Source organism: Bacillus sp. GS3m_15504 (assembly GCF_055825275.1).
The window spans coordinates 2,248,754-2,271,805 of sequence record NZ_JBVVNL010000001.1 but is presented as its reverse complement, the minus strand read 5'-3'; the positions used below and the strand labels follow the sequence as shown (position 1 = coordinate 2,271,805).

17 protein-coding genes and 1 pseudogene are annotated in these 23,052 nt (G+C 31.1%); 16 read left to right on the top strand and 2 right to left on the bottom strand.

Features of this window, described 5'->3' with window-relative positions; translation table 11 throughout:
- The first annotated feature begins 16 nt into the window (after nt 1-16).
- The 4 genes from AC0L0O_RS11930 to AC0L0O_RS11915 all read left to right on the top strand — a co-directional run bounded on the left by AC0L0O_RS11930 (nt 17) and on the right by AC0L0O_RS11915 (nt 4,928).
- The gene (locus AC0L0O_RS11930; RefSeq protein WP_000446319.1) at nt 17-652 is read left to right on the top strand and encodes an SDR family oxidoreductase; all 636 of its coding nucleotides are present in this window, start codon (nt 17-19) and stop codon (nt 650-652) included.
- Nucleotides 653-745: 93 nt separating this feature from the next.
- Nucleotides 746-1,594, top strand: a complete 849-nt coding sequence (locus AC0L0O_RS11925) for a GNAT family N-acetyltransferase (protein ID WP_131370474.1) — start codon at nt 746-748, stop codon at nt 1,592-1,594.
- Between the two features lie 107 nt (nt 1,595-1,701).
- Entirely contained in the window at nt 1,702-2,076 is a 375-nt protein-coding gene (locus AC0L0O_RS11920) for a hypothetical protein (RefSeq protein WP_001059015.1), read from the top strand.
- A 170-nt stretch (nt 2,077-2,246) separates the two neighbouring features.
- Entirely contained in the window at nt 2,247-4,928 is a 2,682-nt protein-coding gene (locus AC0L0O_RS11915) for a M4 family metallopeptidase (RefSeq protein WP_428888803.1), read from the top strand.
- Nucleotides 4,929-5,220: 292 nt separating this feature from the next.
- Here AC0L0O_RS11915 and AC0L0O_RS11910 read toward each other — a convergent pair whose 3' ends face one another.
- Nucleotides 5,221-6,447 (bottom strand): AraC family transcriptional regulator, encoded by a 1,227-nt coding sequence (locus AC0L0O_RS11910; RefSeq protein ID WP_042511250.1) that lies wholly within the window; start codon nt 6,445-6,447, stop codon nt 5,221-5,223.
- A gap of 572 nt (nt 6,448-7,019) precedes the next feature.
- On the opposite strand from AC0L0O_RS11910, the gene AC0L0O_RS11905 reads away from it, so the two are divergent.
- The 10 genes and pseudogenes from AC0L0O_RS11905 to AC0L0O_RS11860 all read left to right on the top strand — a co-directional run bounded on the left by AC0L0O_RS11905 (nt 7,020) and on the right by AC0L0O_RS11860 (nt 20,171).
- Complete coding sequence (locus AC0L0O_RS11905) at nt 7,020-8,681, top strand: SpaA isopeptide-forming pilin-related protein (protein WP_080773592.1); 1,662 nt, start codon at nt 7,020-7,022, stop codon at nt 8,679-8,681.
- 92 nt (nt 8,682-8,773) lie between these two features.
- A complete protein-coding gene (locus AC0L0O_RS11900; RefSeq protein WP_080773652.1) occupies nt 8,774-9,577 on the top strand; it encodes a class C sortase in 804 nt (267 codons plus the stop codon).
- Nucleotides 9,578-9,730: 153 nt separating this feature from the next.
- Nucleotides 9,731-11,965 carry a SpaA isopeptide-forming pilin-related protein gene (locus tag AC0L0O_RS11895; protein ID WP_473785760.1) on the top strand — a complete coding sequence of 745 codons (2,235 nt, stop codon included), beginning with the start codon at nt 9,731-9,733 and terminating at the stop codon, nt 11,963-11,965.
- A gap of 230 nt (nt 11,966-12,195) precedes the next feature.
- Nucleotides 12,196-12,647, top strand: a pseudogene (locus AC0L0O_RS11890) (class I SAM-dependent methyltransferase).
- 179 nt (nt 12,648-12,826) lie between these two features.
- Nucleotides 12,827-13,306 carry an SRPBCC family protein gene (locus tag AC0L0O_RS11885; RefSeq protein WP_042511245.1) on the top strand — a complete coding sequence of 160 codons (480 nt, stop codon included), beginning with the start codon at nt 12,827-12,829 and terminating at the stop codon, nt 13,304-13,306.
- Nucleotides 13,307-13,385: 79 nt separating this feature from the next.
- Complete coding sequence (locus AC0L0O_RS11880; RefSeq protein WP_042511243.1) at nt 13,386-16,556, top strand: ATP-binding cassette domain-containing protein; 3,171 nt, start codon at nt 13,386-13,388, stop codon at nt 16,554-16,556.
- Nucleotides 16,557-16,945: 389 nt separating this feature from the next.
- Complete coding sequence (locus AC0L0O_RS11875; RefSeq protein WP_016087774.1) at nt 16,946-17,287, top strand: PadR family transcriptional regulator; 342 nt, start codon at nt 16,946-16,948, stop codon at nt 17,285-17,287.
- A complete protein-coding gene (locus AC0L0O_RS11870; RefSeq protein WP_001246003.1) occupies nt 17,284-17,814 on the top strand; it encodes a DUF1700 domain-containing protein in 531 nt (176 codons plus the stop codon). The genes AC0L0O_RS11875 and AC0L0O_RS11870 overlap by 4 nt, the downstream gene beginning before the upstream one ends.
- A complete protein-coding gene (locus AC0L0O_RS11865; protein ID WP_000786168.1) occupies nt 17,795-19,240 on the top strand; it encodes a serine hydrolase in 1,446 nt (481 codons plus the stop codon). Before AC0L0O_RS11870 ends, AC0L0O_RS11865 begins: the two co-directional genes overlap by 20 nt.
- Before the next feature lie 121 nt (nt 19,241-19,361).
- On the top strand, nt 19,362-20,171 hold the full coding sequence (locus tag AC0L0O_RS11860; protein ID WP_000472607.1) for a MerR family transcriptional regulator: 810 nt from the start codon (nt 19,362-19,364) through the stop codon (nt 20,169-20,171).
- Nucleotides 20,172-20,267: 96 nt separating this feature from the next.
- Here AC0L0O_RS11860 and AC0L0O_RS11855 read toward each other — a convergent pair whose 3' ends face one another.
- Complete coding sequence (locus AC0L0O_RS11855; RefSeq protein WP_000767282.1) at nt 20,268-21,494, bottom strand: MFS transporter; 1,227 nt, start codon at nt 21,492-21,494, stop codon at nt 20,268-20,270.
- A gap of 510 nt (nt 21,495-22,004) precedes the next feature.
- Between AC0L0O_RS11855 and AC0L0O_RS11850 the strand changes: the two genes are divergently transcribed.
- Both AC0L0O_RS11850 and AC0L0O_RS11845 read left to right on the top strand, forming a co-directional pair.
- Nucleotides 22,005-22,247 (top strand): hypothetical protein, encoded by a 243-nt coding sequence (locus AC0L0O_RS11850; protein WP_001985306.1) that lies wholly within the window; start codon nt 22,005-22,007, stop codon nt 22,245-22,247.
- The gene (locus AC0L0O_RS11845; protein ID WP_428888807.1) at nt 22,244-22,996 is read left to right on the top strand and encodes a class I SAM-dependent methyltransferase; all 753 of its coding nucleotides are present in this window, start codon (nt 22,244-22,246) and stop codon (nt 22,994-22,996) included. Before AC0L0O_RS11850 ends, AC0L0O_RS11845 begins: the two co-directional genes overlap by 4 nt.
- Nucleotides 22,997-23,052 lie beyond the last annotated feature (56 nt).

Genomic DNA, 23,052 nt, shown 5'->3' with positions numbered 1-23,052 from the left:
TAAGAGGGGCTTAATATTGGAAAGTACAAATAAAATAGCTATTTTGGGTGCGAACGGAAAAGCCGGAAAAATTCTTGTAAATGAAGCGTTAGAAAAGGGATATCAAGTAAAAATATTAACGAGAAACTCTACAAATACAGAGAAAATAAATGAAAATATAGAGACTATTATTGGGGATGCACGTAACTTTTCAACGATACAAGACTTACTTCAAGGTTGTAGTGCTGTAATTAATGCAGTAGGTCAACCGAAAAATGAATCTTACATTTTTAGTACAGTAACGAAGCATATTTTAGAAGCGATGAAGGAGTCTAAAATAAAAAGATATATTCTAATTTCCGGAGGTTCTTTAAATGTTACGGGAGATCAGAAGGGAATTGTAAATAAAATAGGAGCTACTTTGTTTAAATTGTTTTTACCAAAAATGATGCAAGATAAATATAAAGAATTACAAATTATCCAAAATAGTGAGGTAGATTGGACAATTGTTAGATTACCATTTGTTATAGAAGGAAATGGTATTGGAAATATAAAAGAGAGTTTAGTTGATATGCCAGGAATCAAAATACAAAATGGCGATATTGCACCGTTTATTATAAAACAAATTAATAGTGATAGATATGTAAGGAAGTGTCCGTTCATTTCAAATTAAGTAGTAGAATTCAAAATTAAAGTACGATATGACTAATAGATCTTATGTATTTGAACGTTAAGTTTAACACGAGTAAGTGGGGGATAATTTTATATGATTCAATATAAAAGATGCAGTGAAGTAAATATAGATTTAGTGTATGAAGCTTTTAAGGATGGGTTTTCAGATTATATTATTAAGATGGAAGTTTCAAAAGAAGATTTTATAAAAAGGTTTTTTGGAGCTGAAGGGAATTCGTTAGAACACTCGTTTCTTGCTTTAGATGGTGACAAGCCAGTTGGTGTAATACTTGGTGGGATAAAGGATTATGAAAATATAAAAACAATGCGCTGCGGTACATTAGCGGTTCATCCGAATTATCGTGGTGTTGGTGTGAGTCAAAAATTATTTGAACTGCATAAAGAAGAGGCGCTTCAAAATGAGTGTAAGCAACTTTTTCTTGAAGTCATTGTAGGTAATGACCGAGCGATTCGTTTTTATAATAAATTAGGATATGAAAAAGTGTACGATCTATCTTATTATAATTTAAAAGATATGACTAAAATAATGCTTAAAGAATGTAAAGGAATTGAAGTAAAACAATTAGAATTCCCTGCTTTTAAAGTTGAAATTCAGAAATGGTTACACTTCCATATAAACTGGCAAAATGATATGGATTATATCGAAAAAACAAATCATACATTTTATGGTGCATATGTCGATAATGATTTAAAAGGTTCTATATGTATAAATGAACAAGGTAAAATTAGTTTTATTTTCATAGACAAAGAGTATAGAAATCGTGGTATTGGATCAAAATTATTACAAGTAGCAAGAGATGAGTTGAATTTAGAAAGCTTATTAATTAGTTTTCCAAACAACAGTTTACTGGAAGGGTTTGTAAAGAAAACTGGATTTAAAAAGAATTCTTTAGCACAATATGAAATGTATGTATTGCTGTAAAAAGCGGAAGGAATTATTCTTTCGCTTTTTATTTTTGTACTATATTGATATTTTACTTTGTATAATATTCTTTTTTTATGTAAAATAGATAGGATGGAGGGGATGAAATGAATAATGGATTAAAGTTTAAGATTTTTGAATTGCATTGTTTCGTTCAAAAGACTTATTCTGATATGAAAATAGCATGTGATATTGCTATTTATCAAGAAAACACTTCTAAATATTTAATTTCATTAGGTTTTTTAAATAAATCATATATGACTTATATAGAAGCAAAAAGATTTTATCGTGAAAATGAAGAACTTGTAAGTGTAGAATTTGATAATTTCTTTGATACATATGATATATTAGAACAGGAGTTAAAAAAAGTTATTTCAACTGAAGATAAGAATCCTTCAGTATTACATAGTAGATTTGATCAGTTTCAGCAGAAAGTTGAAAATATAAATGACCTAATAAAAGTATTGCAAAATGCTCGTTAATGAATGCTTTTTCTGTTTTATATAGAAATTATGCATTGAAAAGATATTAGGTATATTACATATTGAAGAGGTGACTTTTGTTGATTACAGAAGTCATCTTTTTACATTAGAAATAGATTGTATAAATTTTAGTAATTTCATATTTTAGGAAATCATAAGAGGGAAATAACATGAAAAATAAAAAAGAAATAGCTATAGTTGCATTAACAACAGGATTGGTTTTAACAAGCATAGTACCATACGGGATAGGTTATGCAGAGGAAACGGGTCAAATGCAAGTTGATATTCAAGAGGATTCGTTCCGTACAGGTGAACTTACAAAACCATCAAAAAAAACGCCAGAGAGTGTAGTGAAAGATGCACTTAAGGAAAAAACGGAGCATGTTTTGTCTCCAAAACAAGTTAGTGGAGACAAAGGGGTAGATTACAAGGTCCTTCAAAAACGTGGTTCATATGATGGGACTACACTTGTGCGTTTGCAACAAATATATGAAGGAAAAGAAGTATATGGACACCAATTGACTGCTCATGTAGATAAAAAGGGTATTATTAAAAGTGTTTCAGGGGAAAGCGCACAAAATTTAGAAAAAGAAGATTTAAAGAATCCTATTAATTTATCAAAAGAAGAAGCAAAACAATATATTTATAAAAAGTACGGAAATGATATTAAATTTATTTCTGAGCCAGAAGTTAAGGAAGTTATTTTTGTTGATGAAAATAATGGACAGGCTAGCAATGCATATCAAGTTACATTTGCGGCTGCCACACCAAACTATGTATCTGGAACTTATTTAGTGGATGCCCATAATGGTGTTATGTTGAAAAATACGTTACAAGAATCCGATTTAAAAGTAAGTGAAGAGCAAGTTGAATCTTTAAAGGAGAATAAAAAAAGCAATTCCATATCATTAACTGGAACAGGAAAAGATGATTTAGGGATAACTCGCATATTTGGTATTTCTGAACAGAGTAACGGAAAATATGCGCTTGCTGATTATACAAGAGGGCAAGGAATTGAAACGTACGATGTAAATTATAGAGATATTAATTTTGAAGAAAGATATTATCCTGGTATATTAGCAACTAGCACTTCAACAACCTTTGATGATCCAAAGGCGGTCAGTGCTCATTTCTTAGCAACAAAGGTATATGATTTTTATAAAGACAAATATAAGCGTAATAGTTTTGATAATAAGGGGAAAAAAATAGTATCAGTTGTACATGCATGGCATTCAGGAGAAACAGATGACCCTAAAAATTGGGGGAATGCATTTAGTGCTAATATTAACAATGTGAGTATGCTTATATATGGTGATCCAATGGTTAGAGCGTTTGACATAGCGGGCCATGAATTTACACATGCGGTTACATCTAGCGAATCTAATCTTGAATTTTTCGGAGAATCTGGGGCAATTAACGAGGCATTATCTGATATTATGGGAACGGCTATTGAAAAATATATAAATAATGGGGAATTTAATTGGACAATAGGAGAACAAAGCGGATTCGTTCTCCGTGATATGAAAAATCCATCTTCAGTCAAATTTTTTGATGGAGTACCGTACCCAGATGATTATAGTAAATACAGTGATTTAAACGGAGAAGATAATGAGGGCGTTCATTTTAACTCAAGTATTATTAATAAAGTCGCGTATTTAATTGCACAAGGCGGCACTCATAACGGTGTAACTGTAAATGGTATTGGTGAAGATAAAATGTTTGATATTTTCTATTATGCAAATACTGATGAATTGAACATGACTTCTAATTTCTCTGAATTAAGATTAGCGTGTCTTAAAGTTGCAACAAATAAATATGGAGCAAATTCAATTGAGGTTGAAACGGTCCAAAAAGCTTTTGATGCAGCAAAAATTAAAGGACCAGTGAAAGAAGACGAAAAAACTGAGGTAAACCAAGTCCCAGAGTTAACTGTACCACTTACAATTACACTACGTGTAGGTGATACGTTTGACCCGATAAGCAATGTAAAAGCTATTGATAAAGAAGATGGTGATTTAACAACTCGAGTAAAACATAAAGGTGATGTAGATACTTCTAAACCAGGCAAATACATTGTGGATTACTCTGTCATTGATTCTCAAGGGGGCAATGCAGCGGCTACGCAGACAGTAATTGTAGAGGGGAATGAAGAAATATTAGATTTAAACCCTACATTAACAGTACCTACTGCAACGACGATTCATATAGACGATTCATTCGAACCTATGGCAAAAGTATTAGCTATTGATAAAGAAGATGGCGATCTTACTTCTAAAGTAAAAGTTAATGGTGAAATAAATACCTCTAAAGCTGGTACTTACGTATTAATGTATACAGTGACAGATTCTAAAGGACATGAAGTTTCTGCAAAACAAACTGTAACGGTCAAAGTTAGAGAAGAAGTTAAAAATGAAATACCAATACTAAAAGTACCTGCTACAACTACAATTACTGAAGGAGACCATTTCAACCCAATGGTAGGTGTATCAGCTACTGATAAAGAAGACGGGGATCTTACTTCTAAAGTAGCATATGAAGGTATTGGAGATACTACTAAAGCTGGTACTTTTGAAATAATATATAGTGTCACAGATTCTGTAGGTAATGAGGTACATGCAATACAAAAAGTATTAGTGAAGGATAAAGACACTAGCAAAGCTAAAGGTCTTGCTAATAACAGTGATAACGGTAATATCCCGAACAACAGTAATTCCGATAAAAAAGAAACTACATATAAAGAACTTCCAAATACGGGTGCAAGTACAACTAATAGTGCAGCAATGGGCATATGGATGGTAGTTGCAGGTACAGTGCTCACTTTAGTTCGCAAATTTAGAAGGATACAAAAATAATAGTAGGAATTATTTCTCACACAATAATTATTAGAAAAATTTTTTACTTAATAAGATTTTAGTATTTAAGTGGTGTATTTTGCTTCTATAAAACTTTGCGTTCGGACGCTATTTTGCCTACAGACCTACATTACATATAAAACACGTTACTATTCTTTTATTTGAATGAGAATAGTAACGTGTTTTTTTGATTTAAAAATAGCCTAAATTCAAAAGGTCATGAATGTGGAAGTAATTTTAATCTGCCATTGATAAGTTACTAAAAACACTTTGTTTTAATGAAAGTTTAACTCTATATGACAACATGAGATTTTCGGTATTTACCAGGTGTTTCGTTAGTGAATTTTTTAAAAATTTTAGTAAAATAGCTTTGATCACTAAAGTTGAGCGAAGCACATATGTCTGATAAGGGATAGGTTGTGAAAGTTAATAATTTTTTTGCTTCTTCAATTCGTTCACGTTGAATGTACTCAATTAATGAAATACCGACTTCTTTTTTGAATAATATAGATAAATAATCTGAATTTACGTTTGCAAATTTAGCAAGTTGTTTAACAGATATTTGATTGTAAATATTTTTAAAAATATAGTTTTTGCAAATAGCGATAGTCTTTGAGTGTTTCTGTACTTTTTGTGCTTTTACACAGTCTGCAAAAGTACAGAAAACATCTCTTAATAAATCCCAAACAGATTCTGTGTCTTTTAAATCCTCTGTCTTTTGGATGTGTAGATCGTAAATCTTGTAAGCTATCGCGGAAGGGAGTCCTCCTTTTATAGCATATCTAGTAGCAAGTGTGATGGATGAAATACAAATGTTTTTATGACGTCTTAATTGATGGAATGAAGATAAGGATGAAAGAGTCACTTGTTGGAATTCGTAATAATATTTGAGTACGCTTTCTTTATCCCCGTTTTCTATAGCTCCAAGTAGTTGGTTCTCTATATACAAATTATGACAGATAGATTCATTTTTTTGCATTGAAATATATACATCCTCGTTTAAGATACTGCTATGACTTACATGAAATGAGTCATTGTTATTTGAAAAGGTACTTACATCTGAATTTTTTTTATAGAGAATGTTATAGAACAATATTGCTATATTTACAAAGAAATTTTGATCTTTGACTGACAATGAAAAATAATGATCTCTTGTTCTTTTATAATTCGAAATAAAATTAGGGTTACTATCCACTTTACTTGTAGAAAAATTTACATGTGTCAAAGGCCCAATAATAACAGTACCGTTCACCATATAATGGCTCTTTATGTGAATTAAAATGAAGTGTCCTAAATATTGGTGAGTTCTGAAGATAGGTGAATTATTTGAATCATTTTTTTGAAAAAGCACATGTAACTGTTCTATTCTTGATTTATAGAACGAATGTGAATCATCTTTTGATGTAAACTCTAAAAGAATATTTTTGTTGCAATCTAAAAAACAAACTGGAATTTCAAAAGATTGGAAAAACATATTACAAATGTACTCTATCTCAACTAGACTGAGCTTTTTAGTCATATTATTCCTCCTTACAGTTGTGCGTAATAGTTGAATGTTTATATATTCCTTTTTTATAAGTAGAAACGGAAAAACTTTATCTATAAAAATTATAAACTTCTAAGAATAATACCATAATTTAACATGAATATCACATATTATTTGAATATACAGGTAATAGTTTTAGGGAGTAACGTAACATATGAATTGTCACACTTATTCGTTGTTCATTGCTTATATGTATCAAAAATGATTAAGATTAGATTTTAAATAGGGATAGGAAGGGAGAGATTAATGAATTGAAGTTAAGTTAAGTAATTAATGAAAATTAGCGATAGAAGTTAATATGTAACTATTTTTGAAGTAGAGATATAAGTGTAATTCAGGGGGAAAACTACATATATCATACGGAGAGACAACGTAATAATAGAAAATAAGAAGAGTGAATAAGTGATTGTAAAAAATGGATTGTTGGACGACTATGTTTTAGGTTACTCGTTTAAATCTGGTACTTGGCACACTGTTACTTTTAAGAGGGTAATAGTAATAAAGAGATTTTTAAAATGATAGAAGTAGTAAAGGAGATAAGAGAAATGAAAAAAATATTTAGTTTGCTTTTAGTATTTTTCTTAACATTTTCTACATGGTCTAGTGTATTAATAAAGGCAGCTTCACCATCTAAAGGTACTTTAACGATTCATAAATATGAACAAGAAAAAGATAGCGCACCGGGTCTAGAAGGTGATGGCTCTGCAAATCAAGAGGTATCAACAAATGCGAAACCGTTAAAAGGTGTAACGTTTGAAGTGAAAAGGGTTGCGTCGTTTGAAAAAATTTCAAACGATGGGAAAATCGTAAAAGAAGATGTGAAGCCTGTAATGGGAGCAACTCCAACTCAAGTAGTAACAGATGATAATGGACAAGCTGTATTAAAAGATCTTCCGCTAGGACGTTATGAAGTGAAAGAAGTGGCAGGACCTCCGCATGTTAACCTAAATCCAAATACGTATACGGTGGATATTCCATTAACGAATAAAGAGGGTAAGGTGCTAAACTATGATGTTCATATGTATCCGAAAAATGAGATTAAACGTGGTGCAGTTGATTTAGTAAAGACTGGTGCAAATGAAAAAGCATTAGCAGGTGCAGTATTCTCTTTATTTAAAAAAGATGGTACAGAAGTGAAAAAAGAATTAGTAACAGATGGTAATGGGCATATTCGCGTGCAAGGATTAGAGTATGGGGAATACTATTTCCAAGAGACAAAAGCGCCGAAAGGGTATGTAATAAATCCGACTAAACGCGAGTTTTTTATAAAGACCTCCGGAACTATTAACGAAGATGGAACAATTACTTCTGGTACAGTAGTTAAAGTAAAAGTGCAAAACTATGAAGAACCAAATATTGATAAAAAGATTAACGGTGTTTTGGAAGCGTTACCAATAAATCCATTAACTAATTACAATTATGATATCAAAACATTAATTCCAGAAGACATTAAAGAATACAAAAAATATGTAGTAACAGATACTTTGGACAATAGTTTAATGATTCAAGGAAAACCAGTCGTGAAAATTGATGGAGTGGAAGTAAATGCAAGCATTGTAGAGGTAGCTGTAGAAGGCCAAAAAGTAACAGCTACAGTAAAAGATTTCACAAAGTTAGATGGTAAAAAAGAATTTCATTTACAAATTAAATCACAAGTAAAAGAAGGAGTACTATCTGGTTCGGAAATTTTAAATACAGCAAAAATTGATTTTATAAATAAAAATGATGTAATTGGAGAAAAGGAATCTAAACCTGTAGTTGTTGTTCCGACAACTGGAATTATAGAGTTAACAAAAGTTGATGGTGCTGATAAGAAGAAATTAAAAGGTGCAGAGTTTGTACTTAAAGATAAAAATGGAAAAATAGTTGTTGTGGCAGGTAAAGAAGTCACAGGTGTATCAGATGAAAATGGTGTTATTAAATGGACTAACATTCCGTATGGAGACTATCAAATTTTTGAAACGAAAGCACCAATTTATACAAAAGAAGATGGTACAACAGCTTCATATCAATTATTAAAGAACCCTATTGATGTAAAGATTAGCGAAAATAATCAAACGGTTAAATTATCGATAGAAAATAATAAAAGTGGATGGATTCTTCCAGTAACGGGTGGTATCGGAACGACTCTTTTTACTGTACTAGGCCTTGCGTTAATGGTTACAGCGGCATTTGTTTTCTTTAGAAAAAAGTTTGCTAATAATTAAGGTTTAAGGAACATGTAAGCAAGTGATGTGAAAAGGGGAGAAGCAAAATGCTTCCCTCTTTTCAATATTATAGTATATACAGAGGTGGAAATATGAAACGAAATCTTGTTTTAGGAGGTATTTTTTTATTAGGATTAGGTATTTTTTTATATCCTACTATTAGTAATTGGTTGGCGACTCGTGCACATTATTCTGAGATTAGCTCCTACGATAAGAAGATTAAAACACTACAAAAGAAAGAAGTTGAGCGTAGAGAAAAAGAAGCAGCCGAATATAATAAACAAGTTCAAACCTCCACGAAAACATTTGCAGATCCATTTTCTGAAGAAAAAAATAATCATCAAGCGTATGCCGATGCATTAAATTCAGGTGATGTAATGGGGTATATTGAAATATTGAAAATTAATATAAAACTGCCAATCTATCAAGGGACCTCTGAGGAAGTATTGAGTCGCGGGGTAGGTCATTTAGATTATTCTTCACTTCCGGTAGGTGGAGAAAATACGCACACTATTTTAACAGGGCATCGTGGTTTACCATCAGCAAAATTGTTTACAGATTTAGATAAGTTGAGTGAAGGAGATCTTTTTTATATTCATTCTTTAGACAAAGTTCTTGCTTATAAAGTAGATCAAATTAAAGTAGTGTTACCACACGAAACGGACGATTTAAAAATTGTGGAAAATAAAGATTATGTAACATTAATTACATGTACGCCTTATGGAGTAAATACAAATAGATTACTGGTTCGAGGTGAGCGTGTGGAATTTAATGAGAAAGAAAAACAAAAAATGCGTAAAGAGATATTTATGTTTAATAAGTGGACTGTAGTAGTCTTAATCCTATTATTATGTTTGTTTCTAGTCGTAATTTATAAGAAAAAATTAACTCGATAGAATGAATTTATTTATTCTGTATTAATGGGCAGTGAGACCGAAAATCCAGAGATAAGTAAAAAAGGTATATAGAGGGTAAAGTAAATCCTCACTGAAAAAAGTTTCACTTTATGCGACTGTAGAAAAAATACGGTAAAGGTGGGAACAAAGGAATTGAGGTTACAATTAAAGTTGGTAAGTATTCATTTTATGGTTTTGTTAATGTTATGTGTAAGTTTTGTCGTATATGCACCAAAAGAAGCATATGGATCCACGACTAACTTAGAAGGTCTAGGGGATATATCGCGTTATAATGCTGTTGTCTTTGGTAACCATAAAGCAGTAGGTGGCGATATTGAAGGAGCAATTGCAGTTCAAGGTGATATGGATGCATCTGGTTATACGATTGTAGGTGCAGCAGCGGGAACATCTAATATAGTTGGGGGAAAATGGGATGATGAGAGATATCCATCCTTGTTATTGTCTGGAAAATTTAAAAAATCAAGAGAGGAATCTTTTATCATTCAAAATGGAATAGTCGTAATGACAAAAGAGAGTGATCCAGATTGTATCATACAATCTTCTTATGATCGTATCGTTTATAAAGAAAAACTAGAAATTGACGCGAAATTTAATGAATTTCAAAACATAGTTAGCCAAGTCAGTAAAAATGCAGGTCAATATAAAACGAATACCCCAATTCCAAATATGAGTTATGGAATCGGAAAAGATATAAACAATCCTAATATTTATATTTCATCAGAATTGATAGGGAAAATCGATTTAGATATAAGAGATGTCTTTTTACCTAATGCTAAAGGAAAAGATTTTATTGTTATGTATTCTGATGCAATAGAGGTTACATTTAAAAATGGGTCTATTCTATATGACACGAACAATATTGGAAGGGCTACGGATATAATTCCCACATCACAACCCTATTCTCCTGATTCACCATTTACTGAGCTATACAGTAAAATGATTTGGGTTTTTCCTAATGCGAAAAAGATCACAACAGAAGGATATGGTGTTGTTGGAAGTGTGTTTGCTCCCAATGCTGTATTAGAAACAAAAGGCGGTTCGATTAATGGACAAGCATTTGTCGGTGCGGTACAACAAACTGGTGGATTTGAGTTTCACAATTTCAAATTTAACTGGAAACATTGGAACAAGCCTAGTATAGGAAAAGTAAAAATAAAAAAGGTTGATAGTAATAATGATAATAAAAAATTGGTGGGAGCAAAGTTTAAAATTGAAGATTCAAAAGGAAAAATAGTTGGAGAACTAGTAACAAATGAAGAAGGAGAAGCGATATCAAAAGACTTACCAATAGGAAACTATACCCTTGTAGAAATAGAAGCGCCAAAAGGTTATGAATTATTAAAAGATAAAATAACTGTAAAAATAGAAAAAAGTGCAGTAGTAGAAATTAAAATAGGAAATAAGAAATTGCCAGATCCAATGGGAAAAATGAAGTTAGTGAAAGTAGATACGAGAGATAAAAATAAAAAGCTAGCAGGAGCAAAGTTTAAAATTGAAGATTCAAAAGGAAAAGTAGTTGGAGATCTAGTAACAAATGAAGAAGGAGAAGCAATATCAAAAGAATTGCCAATAGGTAACTATATCCTAGTGGAAGTAGAAGCGCCAAAAGGTTACGAATTATTAAAAGATAAAATAGCTGTAAAAATAGAAAAAGATGTAATAGTAGAAATTAAAATAGGGAATAAGAAATTACCAGATCCAATGGGTAAAATGAAGTTAGTAAAAGTAGATACGAGAGATAAAAATAAAAAGCTAGCAGGGGCAAAGTTTCATATTGAAGATTCAAATAAAAAAGTAGTTGGTGAGTTAGTAACAAATGAAGAAGGAGAAGCGATATCAAAAGAATTGCCAATAGGTAATTATACTCTAGTGGAAGTAGAAGCACCTAAAGGTTATGAATTATTAAAAGATAAAATAGCTGTAAAAATAGAAAAAGATACAGTAGTAGAAATTAAAATAGGGAATAAGAAATTACCAGATCCGACTGGGCAATTTGAAATTGAGAAAGTTGATGATAAGGATATTAATTTAAAACTAAAAGGTGCTGTATTTCAAGTCTTAGATAAAGAAGGTAAAGAAGTTACTAGATTAACAACGGATGAAAAAGGAAAGGTGATTTCCGACCAGTTAGTACTTGGAAAGTATACGATTAAAGAAATAAAAGCGCCAAACGGATATATGTTACTTAGAGATTCAATAGAAATAGAAATTACAGAAGCGGTAAGGACACAAAAACTAACAGTGAAAAATGTGAAAAATAATTGGGTAATTCCTAATACTGGTGGTAGCGGAACAACAAGTTTTTACGTGACTGGTTTTGTGCTAATGTTAGGTGTGTTATGTTTATGTAAGAAAAATCGTATATAAATAGTATAAAAACAGTTGTTTATTATAAACGGATTCCATAAAGTTAGAAAATAGTGGTGTTAGAAAAATTTACAGCATGAGTTCGGTATTGTACTGGACTCATGATATTAAAATTGTTGAAGAAGGAAGGATAATAGTAAACGTAGAATATACTAATAAATTAAAATGTCTATGAGGTGAAACTGAAGGCAATAAAACAAGACGAAATTAAAGTAGTAGTCGGAGCTGGAATGTTTAATAATAATCCAGGTTGGATTCAAACTCAAGAAGATGAACTTAACTTATTAGATAAAGCTACGTGGGAAGAAAGATTTGAATACAATTCTATTTCAGGTATTTTAGCTGAGTATGTATGGGAACACCTTACGTTTGAAGAAGGTGTAAGAGTAGCAAAAATTTGTTATGAATTTTTAAAGCCAGTAGGGCACATCCGGTGTGGTGTTCCTGATGCATTTTTCCGAGACGAAGCATACCAAAATATAGTTCAAATAGGCGGACCTGGTCCGAAAGTGCTGGATTTGAGGTAGTTTTACTTGAATATTGTGATGAAAAGGGTCTTTTTTATTACAACGAATGGGATGCAAACGAAGGTGTTATTTTCCGTTCGAAAAGATATGATTCTAGAAATAAAGGCGATAAACTTGGTTTTCCATCGTTAATTGTCGATGCGATTAAGCGGTAAGTCATTCAATAAAAGCAAGAGTTAATACTATAATTTCATGAGTCGCAATTGCGGCTTTTTTTATTGGTATGTAATATGGAAGAGGCTATTTATGATAATTTAAAGATTTATTTTATATATAAAATCGGTTAAAATAAAATAAGAACATACATTCCGTTTGGAGGTAGGAGGCAATATATATGATAGCTGAAATTCAAAAAGTAACCGATGGATATATTGTAAAATTTGAACGCCAATTTCCATATAAGATAGAGGAAGTTTGGTCTGTATTAACAGAAAACAGTAAGCTTAAAAAATGGATGTCTAATTTACAGATTGAAAGCCTTAAAACAGGTGGAGTAATCAAGTTTGACATGATGGATGGATCATTTATAAATATTGATATTTTAGAGTGTCAAATAAACAAAGTGCTTGAATTTACTTGGGATAAAGATCGTGTCCGATTTGAAATACATAAAGAAGAAAATGGTTCTATTTTATTTTTTAAAGAATTCATTCATGAGTTAACAGATCATACACCGAAAGATATAGCTGGTTGGCATATTTGTTTAGATCTTTTTTCTGCCGTTCTAGAAGGCGAAGAAAAAGAATTTTCTAAAGATAAATGGCAACAATGGTTTGAAATATATAAGGAAAAGGTTATTGAAGTGAGAGGATAATTACGTAAGAGAATATATTTATTGTGTAATTATTATATTTTAAAAATGGTTTTGATGAAAAATAAGAATAGAGGTTAATATGAAAGTAAATCAATTAATTGCTAATAATATTAATAAATTAGATACTGATATTCCATTTAATAAGTCGTTTGGAATCGCTGGTTTATCAGGATCGGGTAAAACAACTTTTTGTCAAACGATTGGCGAAGAATCAAAAAAACGATTAGTTTCATTATTACCAAAGGCTGAATATCAATATTTATTTCCTAATATTATGGAAACGAATTTTAGTGCAATTAAGATGGAGGATATGCCTTTAGTACTTTTTCTAGGAAAATCATCGATTTCTTCCAACCCACGTTCAACGATAGGTACTCATACTGGTGTATTTACTGAAGTTCGCGAAAAACTTGCAGAAGTATTTCATCTTTCCCCTGAGGTTTTTTCATTTAATAATCAGTTAGGTTGGTGTACTGGTTGTAAAGGCCGAGGTACTACTAAAAATATTGAGTGTAAAAAATGTAAGGGAAAGCGTTATAGCGAAGAAATCGAACAACATACTATAGATTTATTTGCTAAACCACATACAATTTCAAATATTAATGATTTAAGTGTTGAGTCTATTCTTTCGTTAGCAGAAGTGTTAAATATTAGTGAAGCAAAACAACATATACTGCAAAATATTATTAACATGAACATTGGTTATTTAACATTAAATCGAATTATGGGTACGTTGTCAGGTGGAGAGTTAACACGACTTTACTTGGCGGAATTCATGGCAGTAAGTGAAAATGCTGTCATTATTATTGATGAGATTTCAGTTGGACTTGATCATGAAACATTGTTACAAATATTAGAAGAGATCAAGCAGTTAGGGTGTAAAAATCAAATTTGGCTCATTGATCATTCAGATACAGTATTGGATACAACAGATAAACAATTGTTCTTTGGACCTGGTAGCGGAAAATATGGTGGAAAAATTGTGAAAGAATCACCAAGACCAAAACCAAAACTGTGGGATCTAAATAAAGAAGTACCAACAGAATATTATACATTCCAAGAATTATATTGTCGTAATATCCAAATGGCGGAGTTTCAAATTCCTAAAAATAGGCTTGTAACGGTTACAGGAGAATCTGGATGCGGGAAATCTACACTTGTTAACGAATGTTTAGCTACAGATTTCATGAAACGATATCCAAAAGATAAATTAGTTATGGTAGGACAAGATCGAAATCAATCCATTACAAGTCGATCAACTGTAGCCACTTTCCTAGATATTAAAAAGAAGTTAACAAAGTATAGCGAAGAAATTGAGGATATTTTTGAGCGTTCGATTGAGGATATTATAGATGAACTTCCCAATGAAGATATTGCGTATAAACGCTTGAGTCTACTCATAAAATTAGGACTTGGTTATTTAACGTTAGAACGAAAAACACAAACATTATCAACAGGTGAGTTCCAATGTGTTCATTTAGTTTCGGAGTTATTTGCAAACACTAGAAACCCACATACATTATTTATTTTTGATGAGCCTTCAAAAGGTTTATCACAAAATATTTTAAATCAATTTATTGATAGTGTTAGAGGGATATTGCAAGATGAATCAGTTTCTATCATTATGATTGAACATAATAGTTACATGTTAGAAAGCTCTGATTATATTGTAGATTTCGGGAAAAGACAGCTTGAAGCTATAAATCATCTTGATGTAGTAAGTCATGAAGATTATTATCGTCAAAAAAGCAGTGTGAATACTGCTGAGCAAATTCATATTTCTTCAGCGCTTAAGCAGAAGGAAGGCGTCCACTATTTAGAAGAAAATCATATTAACTATTTTAAAAATGCCGAAAACATTTATAAGGGTGGTATTTTAAAAAGTTTATCATCAATGGCGCGATTAATTTATGGTGAATATGAATCGGATACAATTGCACCTGTTATTGCTATTGATCTTGAAAGACATTTATATAGTCAATATAGTTTCTTATATGAGATTGGTGGACTAATTAATCATATTGTAGCTGCTCATCCAACTAATAAAGATACGAGAAGTTTTGATTTCTATTCCCAGGACAATCATTGTCCATCTTGTTCTGGACGTCTTCAAATTGAAGTTTTCGATAAAGATATTACAATTCAAGATAAAAACGTTCCATTTTGGGATGGCTTATTCGATCCGGAAATCATGAAAGTATTAAAATTTTATCAATATGAAAAAATAGAATTTTTATTTGAAGAAATTAAAAATGAGCTTGGTCACGATTTATCAAAGAGCTATAACGATATGTCAGAAGAAGAAAAGCATACGTTTTGGTACGGATATTTTGAAAAATCATTTTATGATAAAAAAGGAAAGACACGCAGAACATGGGTAGGATTTAATACAATTATTGGTGGATATATTGTTATTTCAAAAGCAGCCATTAAAGAAGAAATTAAGTCTTCTAAAGAAATGATGACATGTCCAATTTGTGAGGGAACGGTATTAAATCATCATAAACCGCTTAAATTTGGTAACTTCGATATTCGTGAAATTATCAATCAACCAGTTGATGATGTGTTGAAAGTAGTCGGTGATTTACCTGCACTTCACAAATTAAAGTCTATAGTTGGTGGCGATATGAGATTGACAGAAGATGTTTCTTTATTGCCAAGAAAAGCACAAGTTGCGCTGAAAATGTTTGAATTAGAACAGGCAAGCTTTTCAAACTATGAAATGGTGTTACAAAATGTTTTACCATTCTGGGACGAAATAAAAGGAAATATTGAATCCATTAGTGTTAATAATCAAGTAACTGTTTGTGATTTTCTTAATGTTTATGAAACGAGAGAAAACATTATAGATAAGTATTTCACAAATGGTAAATATAAAAAACTTACGTATGTATACGAAGCGTTTGGATACAAAAAGTTAGTTACCCAAATTAATAAAATTAAAAAAAGTAATCCATGTCCATTTTGTAAAGGAAAGAAAGTTATAACAGAAGATAATCTACATGATGGTGTGTTTAAACTAACAATTCCATGTGTAACTTGTACTGCAACTGGTATTAATGACGAAGGACTAAAAGAAGTTGTTGAGGGTGTGGATGTACAAACATGGTTAACTGGAAAAGTTAGTGATGTTGTGGATGAGAACTTATTAACAGAGGCAGTTGCGCAAATACCAATTTTTAATCGTATTCGTGAATTGGATAAACGAGATATGATGGCGGTTTATGAATGTTTGGAGAGTAATCAGTAAAGTTTTATTAGTTTATGTGTTATTAACATAACTTATATAAAACATATATTCTTTATAATGTTCATATTAACGCAGTATGAGTATTACAGAGTAATGAAAGAAGATCCAATTTCTTAATGTGAAAATTAAGAAATTGGATTTTTTAGTATTTTATGTCCTGTATAATTTATTTCAAATAAGATGAATATACGGAAGAGATATAAGAAATAAAAAGGATGAACAGTTAATATATTATATAATTATTATACAATAAAAGTAATTATCAAGGGTGATAACAGTTCGTAAGTGATGTTATTGCTTATTTAATATCTTTGGTATTTTGTCTGATTATTTAAATTTAACAGAAATATATACTTGAATGAAGTATATATTTCTGTTAAATTTATCCTATGGATAGAACAAGTTTAATTAAAGGTCATTTAGAAATGTGTGTATTATCTATTTTGTCAAAAAAGAAAAGTTATGGTTATGAGATTATGAAAGAGCTAGAAGTACACAATTTAAAGTTGAAAGGAGTAGGAAGTATTTATCCAATTCTAACTAAGTTGAAAAATCAAGAGTGGGTTAATACTTATCAAGAAGTAACAGACAGTGGTAAAGTTAGAATTTATTATGAAATTAATGAAAACGGTAAAATACGTCTTGAGAAGAAAATTAATGAGTGGTTAGAATTGCAATCGGATATTCAAACATTATTAAAAAGCGGTTTGAAAGGAGACCTTCTGAAATGAGGAATAGATTGATAGGTAAAGAACAGCAATTTTTAACAGACGTACTAAAAGAATTAAAGAAATATGATATAAGTTTAGAAGAAAGGGATAATATTAAGCGACAAATATTAGAACATATTCAAGAATGTCGTGAACACGGTGAAGATAGTATAGATGATTTAGGTACACCTCAATTATTTGTTCAAGATTTTTTAGAAATAAATGAAATTGATTTACAAGTTAAAATGAAACAACTTCAAAATGAAAAGGAAAAATTCAACAAATTTATGTTACGTGGCATATTCATCTCAGTTATTACTTACCTCAGCTCGCAAAGTATATTTTCAATATTTTTAACTGAATCATTTAACCCAACTAATAGTAAAAATGAATTTCAGTATAATCTTTTATATCGCATATCAGAGAATCAATGGTGGAACGCATTATTAATAATGACTAGTTTGACACTCTCTGTAGTAGTATATATTAGCTTAGTAAGTTATAAAAAAAGAAAGCATCTAAAGTATAATGAAGAATGCGATCTATAAAGTCTTTCTAATTTGTATTCTTTGTAATGTATTTATGCTATGTATCACACATCCAAAAGTTTACGCTCAGCAAAATGTTAAAGTTACATTAGATAAGTATATTGAAAAATTTATAAAGGAACAGAATATTCCAGGAGCTGCTGTTGCAATTGTACATAATAAAGAAGTATTCTTCACAAAAACGATGGGGGTTACTGGAGAATCTGAAAAAAAGGTAACTAGTAAAACGCCATTTGCAATCGGCTCAATAAGTAAATCTTTAACAGCTTTAGCTATAGTGAAATTAATAGAAGATAAAAAAATAAAATTAGAGGATCCAGTTCAACGATATCTCCCCTGGTTTAAACTAAAAAACCCTCAAATATCCTCAACTATAACAATCCAACATCTACTAACTCATACAAGCGGAATCAACACATATGAGGGCTTAGCATTATCAGATAAGCAATCCAAAAGTTCTACAGCATTAAAAGAAAATGTAATGAAGCTTTCAAATGTAAAAGTAACTGCTCCACCAGGTGAGAAATATCAATATAGTAATGCAAATTATATTGTTTTAGGCGCACTTATTGAAGAAGTCACAAATGAAACATATTCATCATATATGGAAAAGTATATTTTTCAGCCGTTAAATATGAATGGCGCGGCAGCAAGTAAAGAAACTGCATATAAAAAAGGTTATTTAACAGGTTATCAGTCTTGGTTTGGCATTCCAAGAAAAAGTGTAGTGTCCTATGATAATGCCGGGGCACCGTATGGCTATATTACTGCAAATTTAGAAGATATGATTCAATATATTATGTTTTTGAATCGTCCAGAGGATGCTCAATTATTAAAGCAAGAAAATATGCATCTTTATCTATCACCACTTTATAAGATAAATTCAGAAAAAAGTTATGGTTTTGGATTAAGAACAACAAATATAAATGAAAGTGAAACGATGATTTGGCATTCAGGATCAACGCCCGATGCTCGTGCAGAATTATTTACTTTAAACGAAAGTGGCTGGAGTGGAGTAATTTTAACAAATAAAAATCATGTATTAGAAGAAACAGCACTATCAGTATTGAAAAAGGGTATTATTAGTATTTTGAATGGAGAAGAACCGGTTGATATCCCTAAAAAAATACCATTAACACAAATTATTTTGTTGGTAGTTACACTCATACTTTTCATAATATCAATTATGTTAATTAAAAAGTATAAACATATGAAAACTGTAAAAAAGGTAATTTGGTTATTCATAGGGAGTCTATCCCTATTATTATCTATTATTTTTATCCCACTGCTTACTTATAGTACGAGTTCACCTTGGCGTACGATTAAAATATTTGCGCCAGACGTAGCTTTATTTACAAGTATTAGTGTAACTTTATTAGCTGTTAACGGACTAATATCAATTCTTATAGCTTTAAGAAGGAAGTAAGTAGAAGGGGAAAGAATGAAAGAAATATAAGTTAAGTGTTAGAAACAGTTGACTCTCACACAATGTCATTGTTTAAGATGAAGTTGAACTTCGAAGTAGATGTAATTTATAGGAGGAAATCATGTTTAAAATAGGAGACTTTTCAAAACTATCTTCCATTAGTATACGTATGCTGAGACACTACGATAAAGTGGAATTATTACAACCAATAAAAGTTGATGAGCAGAGTGGATACCGATACTATTCAGCAGCCCAATTAAAGAAAGTAAATCAAATTCAAACGTTAAAAAATATGGGATTTAATATCGCTACCATTAAAGGAATAATAGAATGCGATAATATAGATGGTATTAAGGAGCAATTTTTAAATCGTAGTGCTCAAATTAAAGAAGACATGACTAACCTCAAAAAACAATTACGTCTCCTCGAAGATTCAATGAAAACGATGAGAGAGGATGTTGTTGAGATGAATTACCACGTTTCAATAAAAGAAATTCCAGAAAGATATGTAGCCAGTGTTAGAAAGGTTATCCCATCATATAATTGTGAAGGCGATTTATGGACCATGTTAATGCAAGAAATTCATATAAAAAATATTAATATGGCCCATCCGAGTTATAGTATCGCTGTCTTCCATGATCAAGAATACAAAGAAAATGATGTAGATGTAGAAATACAGCTAAATATCTTAGGAAAGCATGAAAATACAAAAGATGTTTATTTTCAAAAAATAGAGCCAATCAAAGTAGCTTCTGTAACAGTAAGCGGAAGTTATGAACAAATGACAAACGTAAATGAAGCAGCCGCAAAATGGATTGAGACAGAAGGTTACGAATTAGCAGGCCCGATGTTTAATATTTATCATGTGAGCCCAGCAATGGAATTGGATCCTAATAAGTGGGTTACAGAAGTTTGTTATCCAGTTAAATGATGATAAAGAAAAAAGGCATTATAATATGCCTTTTTTCTTTATAAACTTATCCATAAATTTTAATTAACCAATCATACATAATTATCTTTCCTTCCATCATAGCTTTCGTATCGGACTACATAGTGCAATAAAAACTTCAAGTAACTTCGTAAAGGAAGCTAAAGCAAATACATACACTGGATTATAAGCTGAAATAATGCCTCCTACTAATGCCCCGAGTGGCATAGCTAATCGTGTAAGTACACGTGAAAACCCTAAAACTTTTCCTTGCATATTTGATGGAACTGTTTCCTGACGAATTGTGGCTACAATTGTATTCCATGCAATATTACAAGTCATTGCAACACCGAAAGCAATTCCGGGAGCGAGCCAATATGTGCTCCAAAGTGCAAAAGTTAAGCCAATTGCCCCAACAAATAAGAGTAAAGGAATTAGTATGTCGCGCTGCAACCTTTTTTCTAAAGGAATTGCAATCAAGCTTCCTAAAAGACCACCTATTCCAATTAATGAATAATTAACCCCACTTTGTTCTGGGGTAAGTTGTAATGTGGATAATAAATAATACATGAATACACCTAAAACCGCACTTGCTCCAAAGTTTCCTATCATAGCTTGAAAAGATAAAGCTAAATTTAAGCGGTCATTTTTGAGCCATGTAAATCCATTAACCAAATCAGATAGTACATTTTGAAGTGTATTTTTATCTTCGCATTTTTTATTTGTGGTTTTCATAGACGGTAATAACATCACAGCAACTAATGTAGCAATAAATGAAAGAACATTAATCCAAAGCAACTGAAAGCCGCCAATAAAAGAAATGAAAACCCCAGCTATCATTGGACCAAATAAACTAGCCAATTGATTGACCATTTGATAGAAAGAATTGGCCTTCGTTAAGGATGCTCCGGCAATTTTCGGGATGACTGTAACAGTTGTTACATCAAAAAGCATGGAAATAACTGCTAACATAAAAGTAATTATGTATAAATGCCAGATTTCTAATAGGTGTAATGAATGTAGTATTGGTACAAAGCTTACTAAAATAATGTTGGTAATATCCGCTACCAAAAGTAACTTTTTTCGATCATAACGATCAATTATTACACCAACTAAAGGGCCAAATAAAACGATTGGTAATACGTTAATAGCAAATAAAGAACTCATAATTACAGCTGAACCGGTTAATTGATAGGCAATCCAAGGTAACGCAAAAGTATAGAATGAGTCTCCAATTCGTGAAATGAGTAAACCAAAAATAAAAATCTTGTATTCTTTAGAAAAAGTTGTCTTTACGGTAAGGCTACGTTCTTGTATAAGTTTCACACTGTTTATACCACCTTTATTATAGAGGAATTTGAAAATAATCCGTCCAATATTTGTTGTATATATAATTCTGTAATTTTTTGGTGAATCCTACTTTTTATATGTATTTTAAGAAGGAAATAAAAATGAAGAATGTAAAAGCAGTCTGTACTGTTTTAGATAGTATGTGTGGTTGAGGGGGATTTAGATTGTACAGATAAATAAACTATAAAAAAATTATGTAAACTAATTATGCGGATGAAGTATAATTTTTCTTATAATTTGTATTTTATAATATATAATGGAAATTAAGAACATTTTAGTAGTTGTCGAATGAATTAAGGACGGTTATTTGAAAGGAGTGATGTGTTATGAACAAACAGAAGAAAATAAAATATGAGGTAAAAATAGTTTGAGTATGCGTATCATGCCTCTATAAACTACGTACGCTCAAAGCTAGGAGCAGGTCGTTTCAAAGCACCTGAAGAATATGAACTGCATGCACAAATTACAAGCGAAACGAATGTGTATGTGTTAGCCGGAATTGCTTTTGCCTTTATTGGCGGGAAAAATGATAAAAGCTATGAAAAATGGGAGAGCACACTAGAATTATATAATATGTGTAAAAAAGCTCTACATAAAGAAAAAAATAAAAGATACCGCACTGTTCAAGCGTTTTATGAAGATTGGCTGGCATATATAGGGGAAATTGATGGATCATTTTCACAAAGAATCAATAGCATAAGCATTAACAAAGGGGAAAATACAAAATGAACGAATTAGAGTATAAAAACTTTTATGATAAAGTAGGAAGAGTAAATGGTTGGGATTTTAGTAAAATAAAATGTGAAACTGTAGGAGATTCATGGGATTTTTACGGAGAAGTGAAAGAAAGATGTAAACTTTCAGACACTCTACTTGATGTTGGTACAGGTGGAGGAGAGAATGTACTTAACATAGCATCTTCAGCTAAATTGTTAATTGGAATTGATAATTCTAATGGCATGATTGAAACGGCACAGTCCAATTTTAAAAAATCAGGTGTACAAAATGTTGAGTTTTTTCAAATGGATTCTGAAGCGTTAACGTTTCCGCCTGCCCATTTTGATATCGCTTCTAGTTGTCACGCACCGTTTATAGCATCTGAGTTAGCAAAAGTAATGAAACAAGGTGCTTTTTTCTTAACACAACAAGTTAGCGAACATGACAAATTAAATCTGAAAGAAGCATTTGGCAGAGGACAATGCTTTGGTGAAAGAGACGGAACTTTAAAAGAAAAGTATATGAGGGAACTTATTAGTACGGGATTTGAAGTCGTGCAAGTACGTGAATATGATGTTACTAATTATTATAGTACGACTGAGGATCTTATTTTCTTATTAAAACATACGCCTATTATTCCTAATTTTGGAGAAGAGGAAGAGGATTTTAATATTTTGCAAAAGTTCATTAAAGCTAATAGTTATGAAAAAGGTATTCGTACGAATTCAAAAAGGTTTATGATTATTGCTGTTAAAATATAATATATTTTAGCGTAAGAGCTGCTTTTCTTGTATGGAAAAGCAGTTTTTTTATGTGA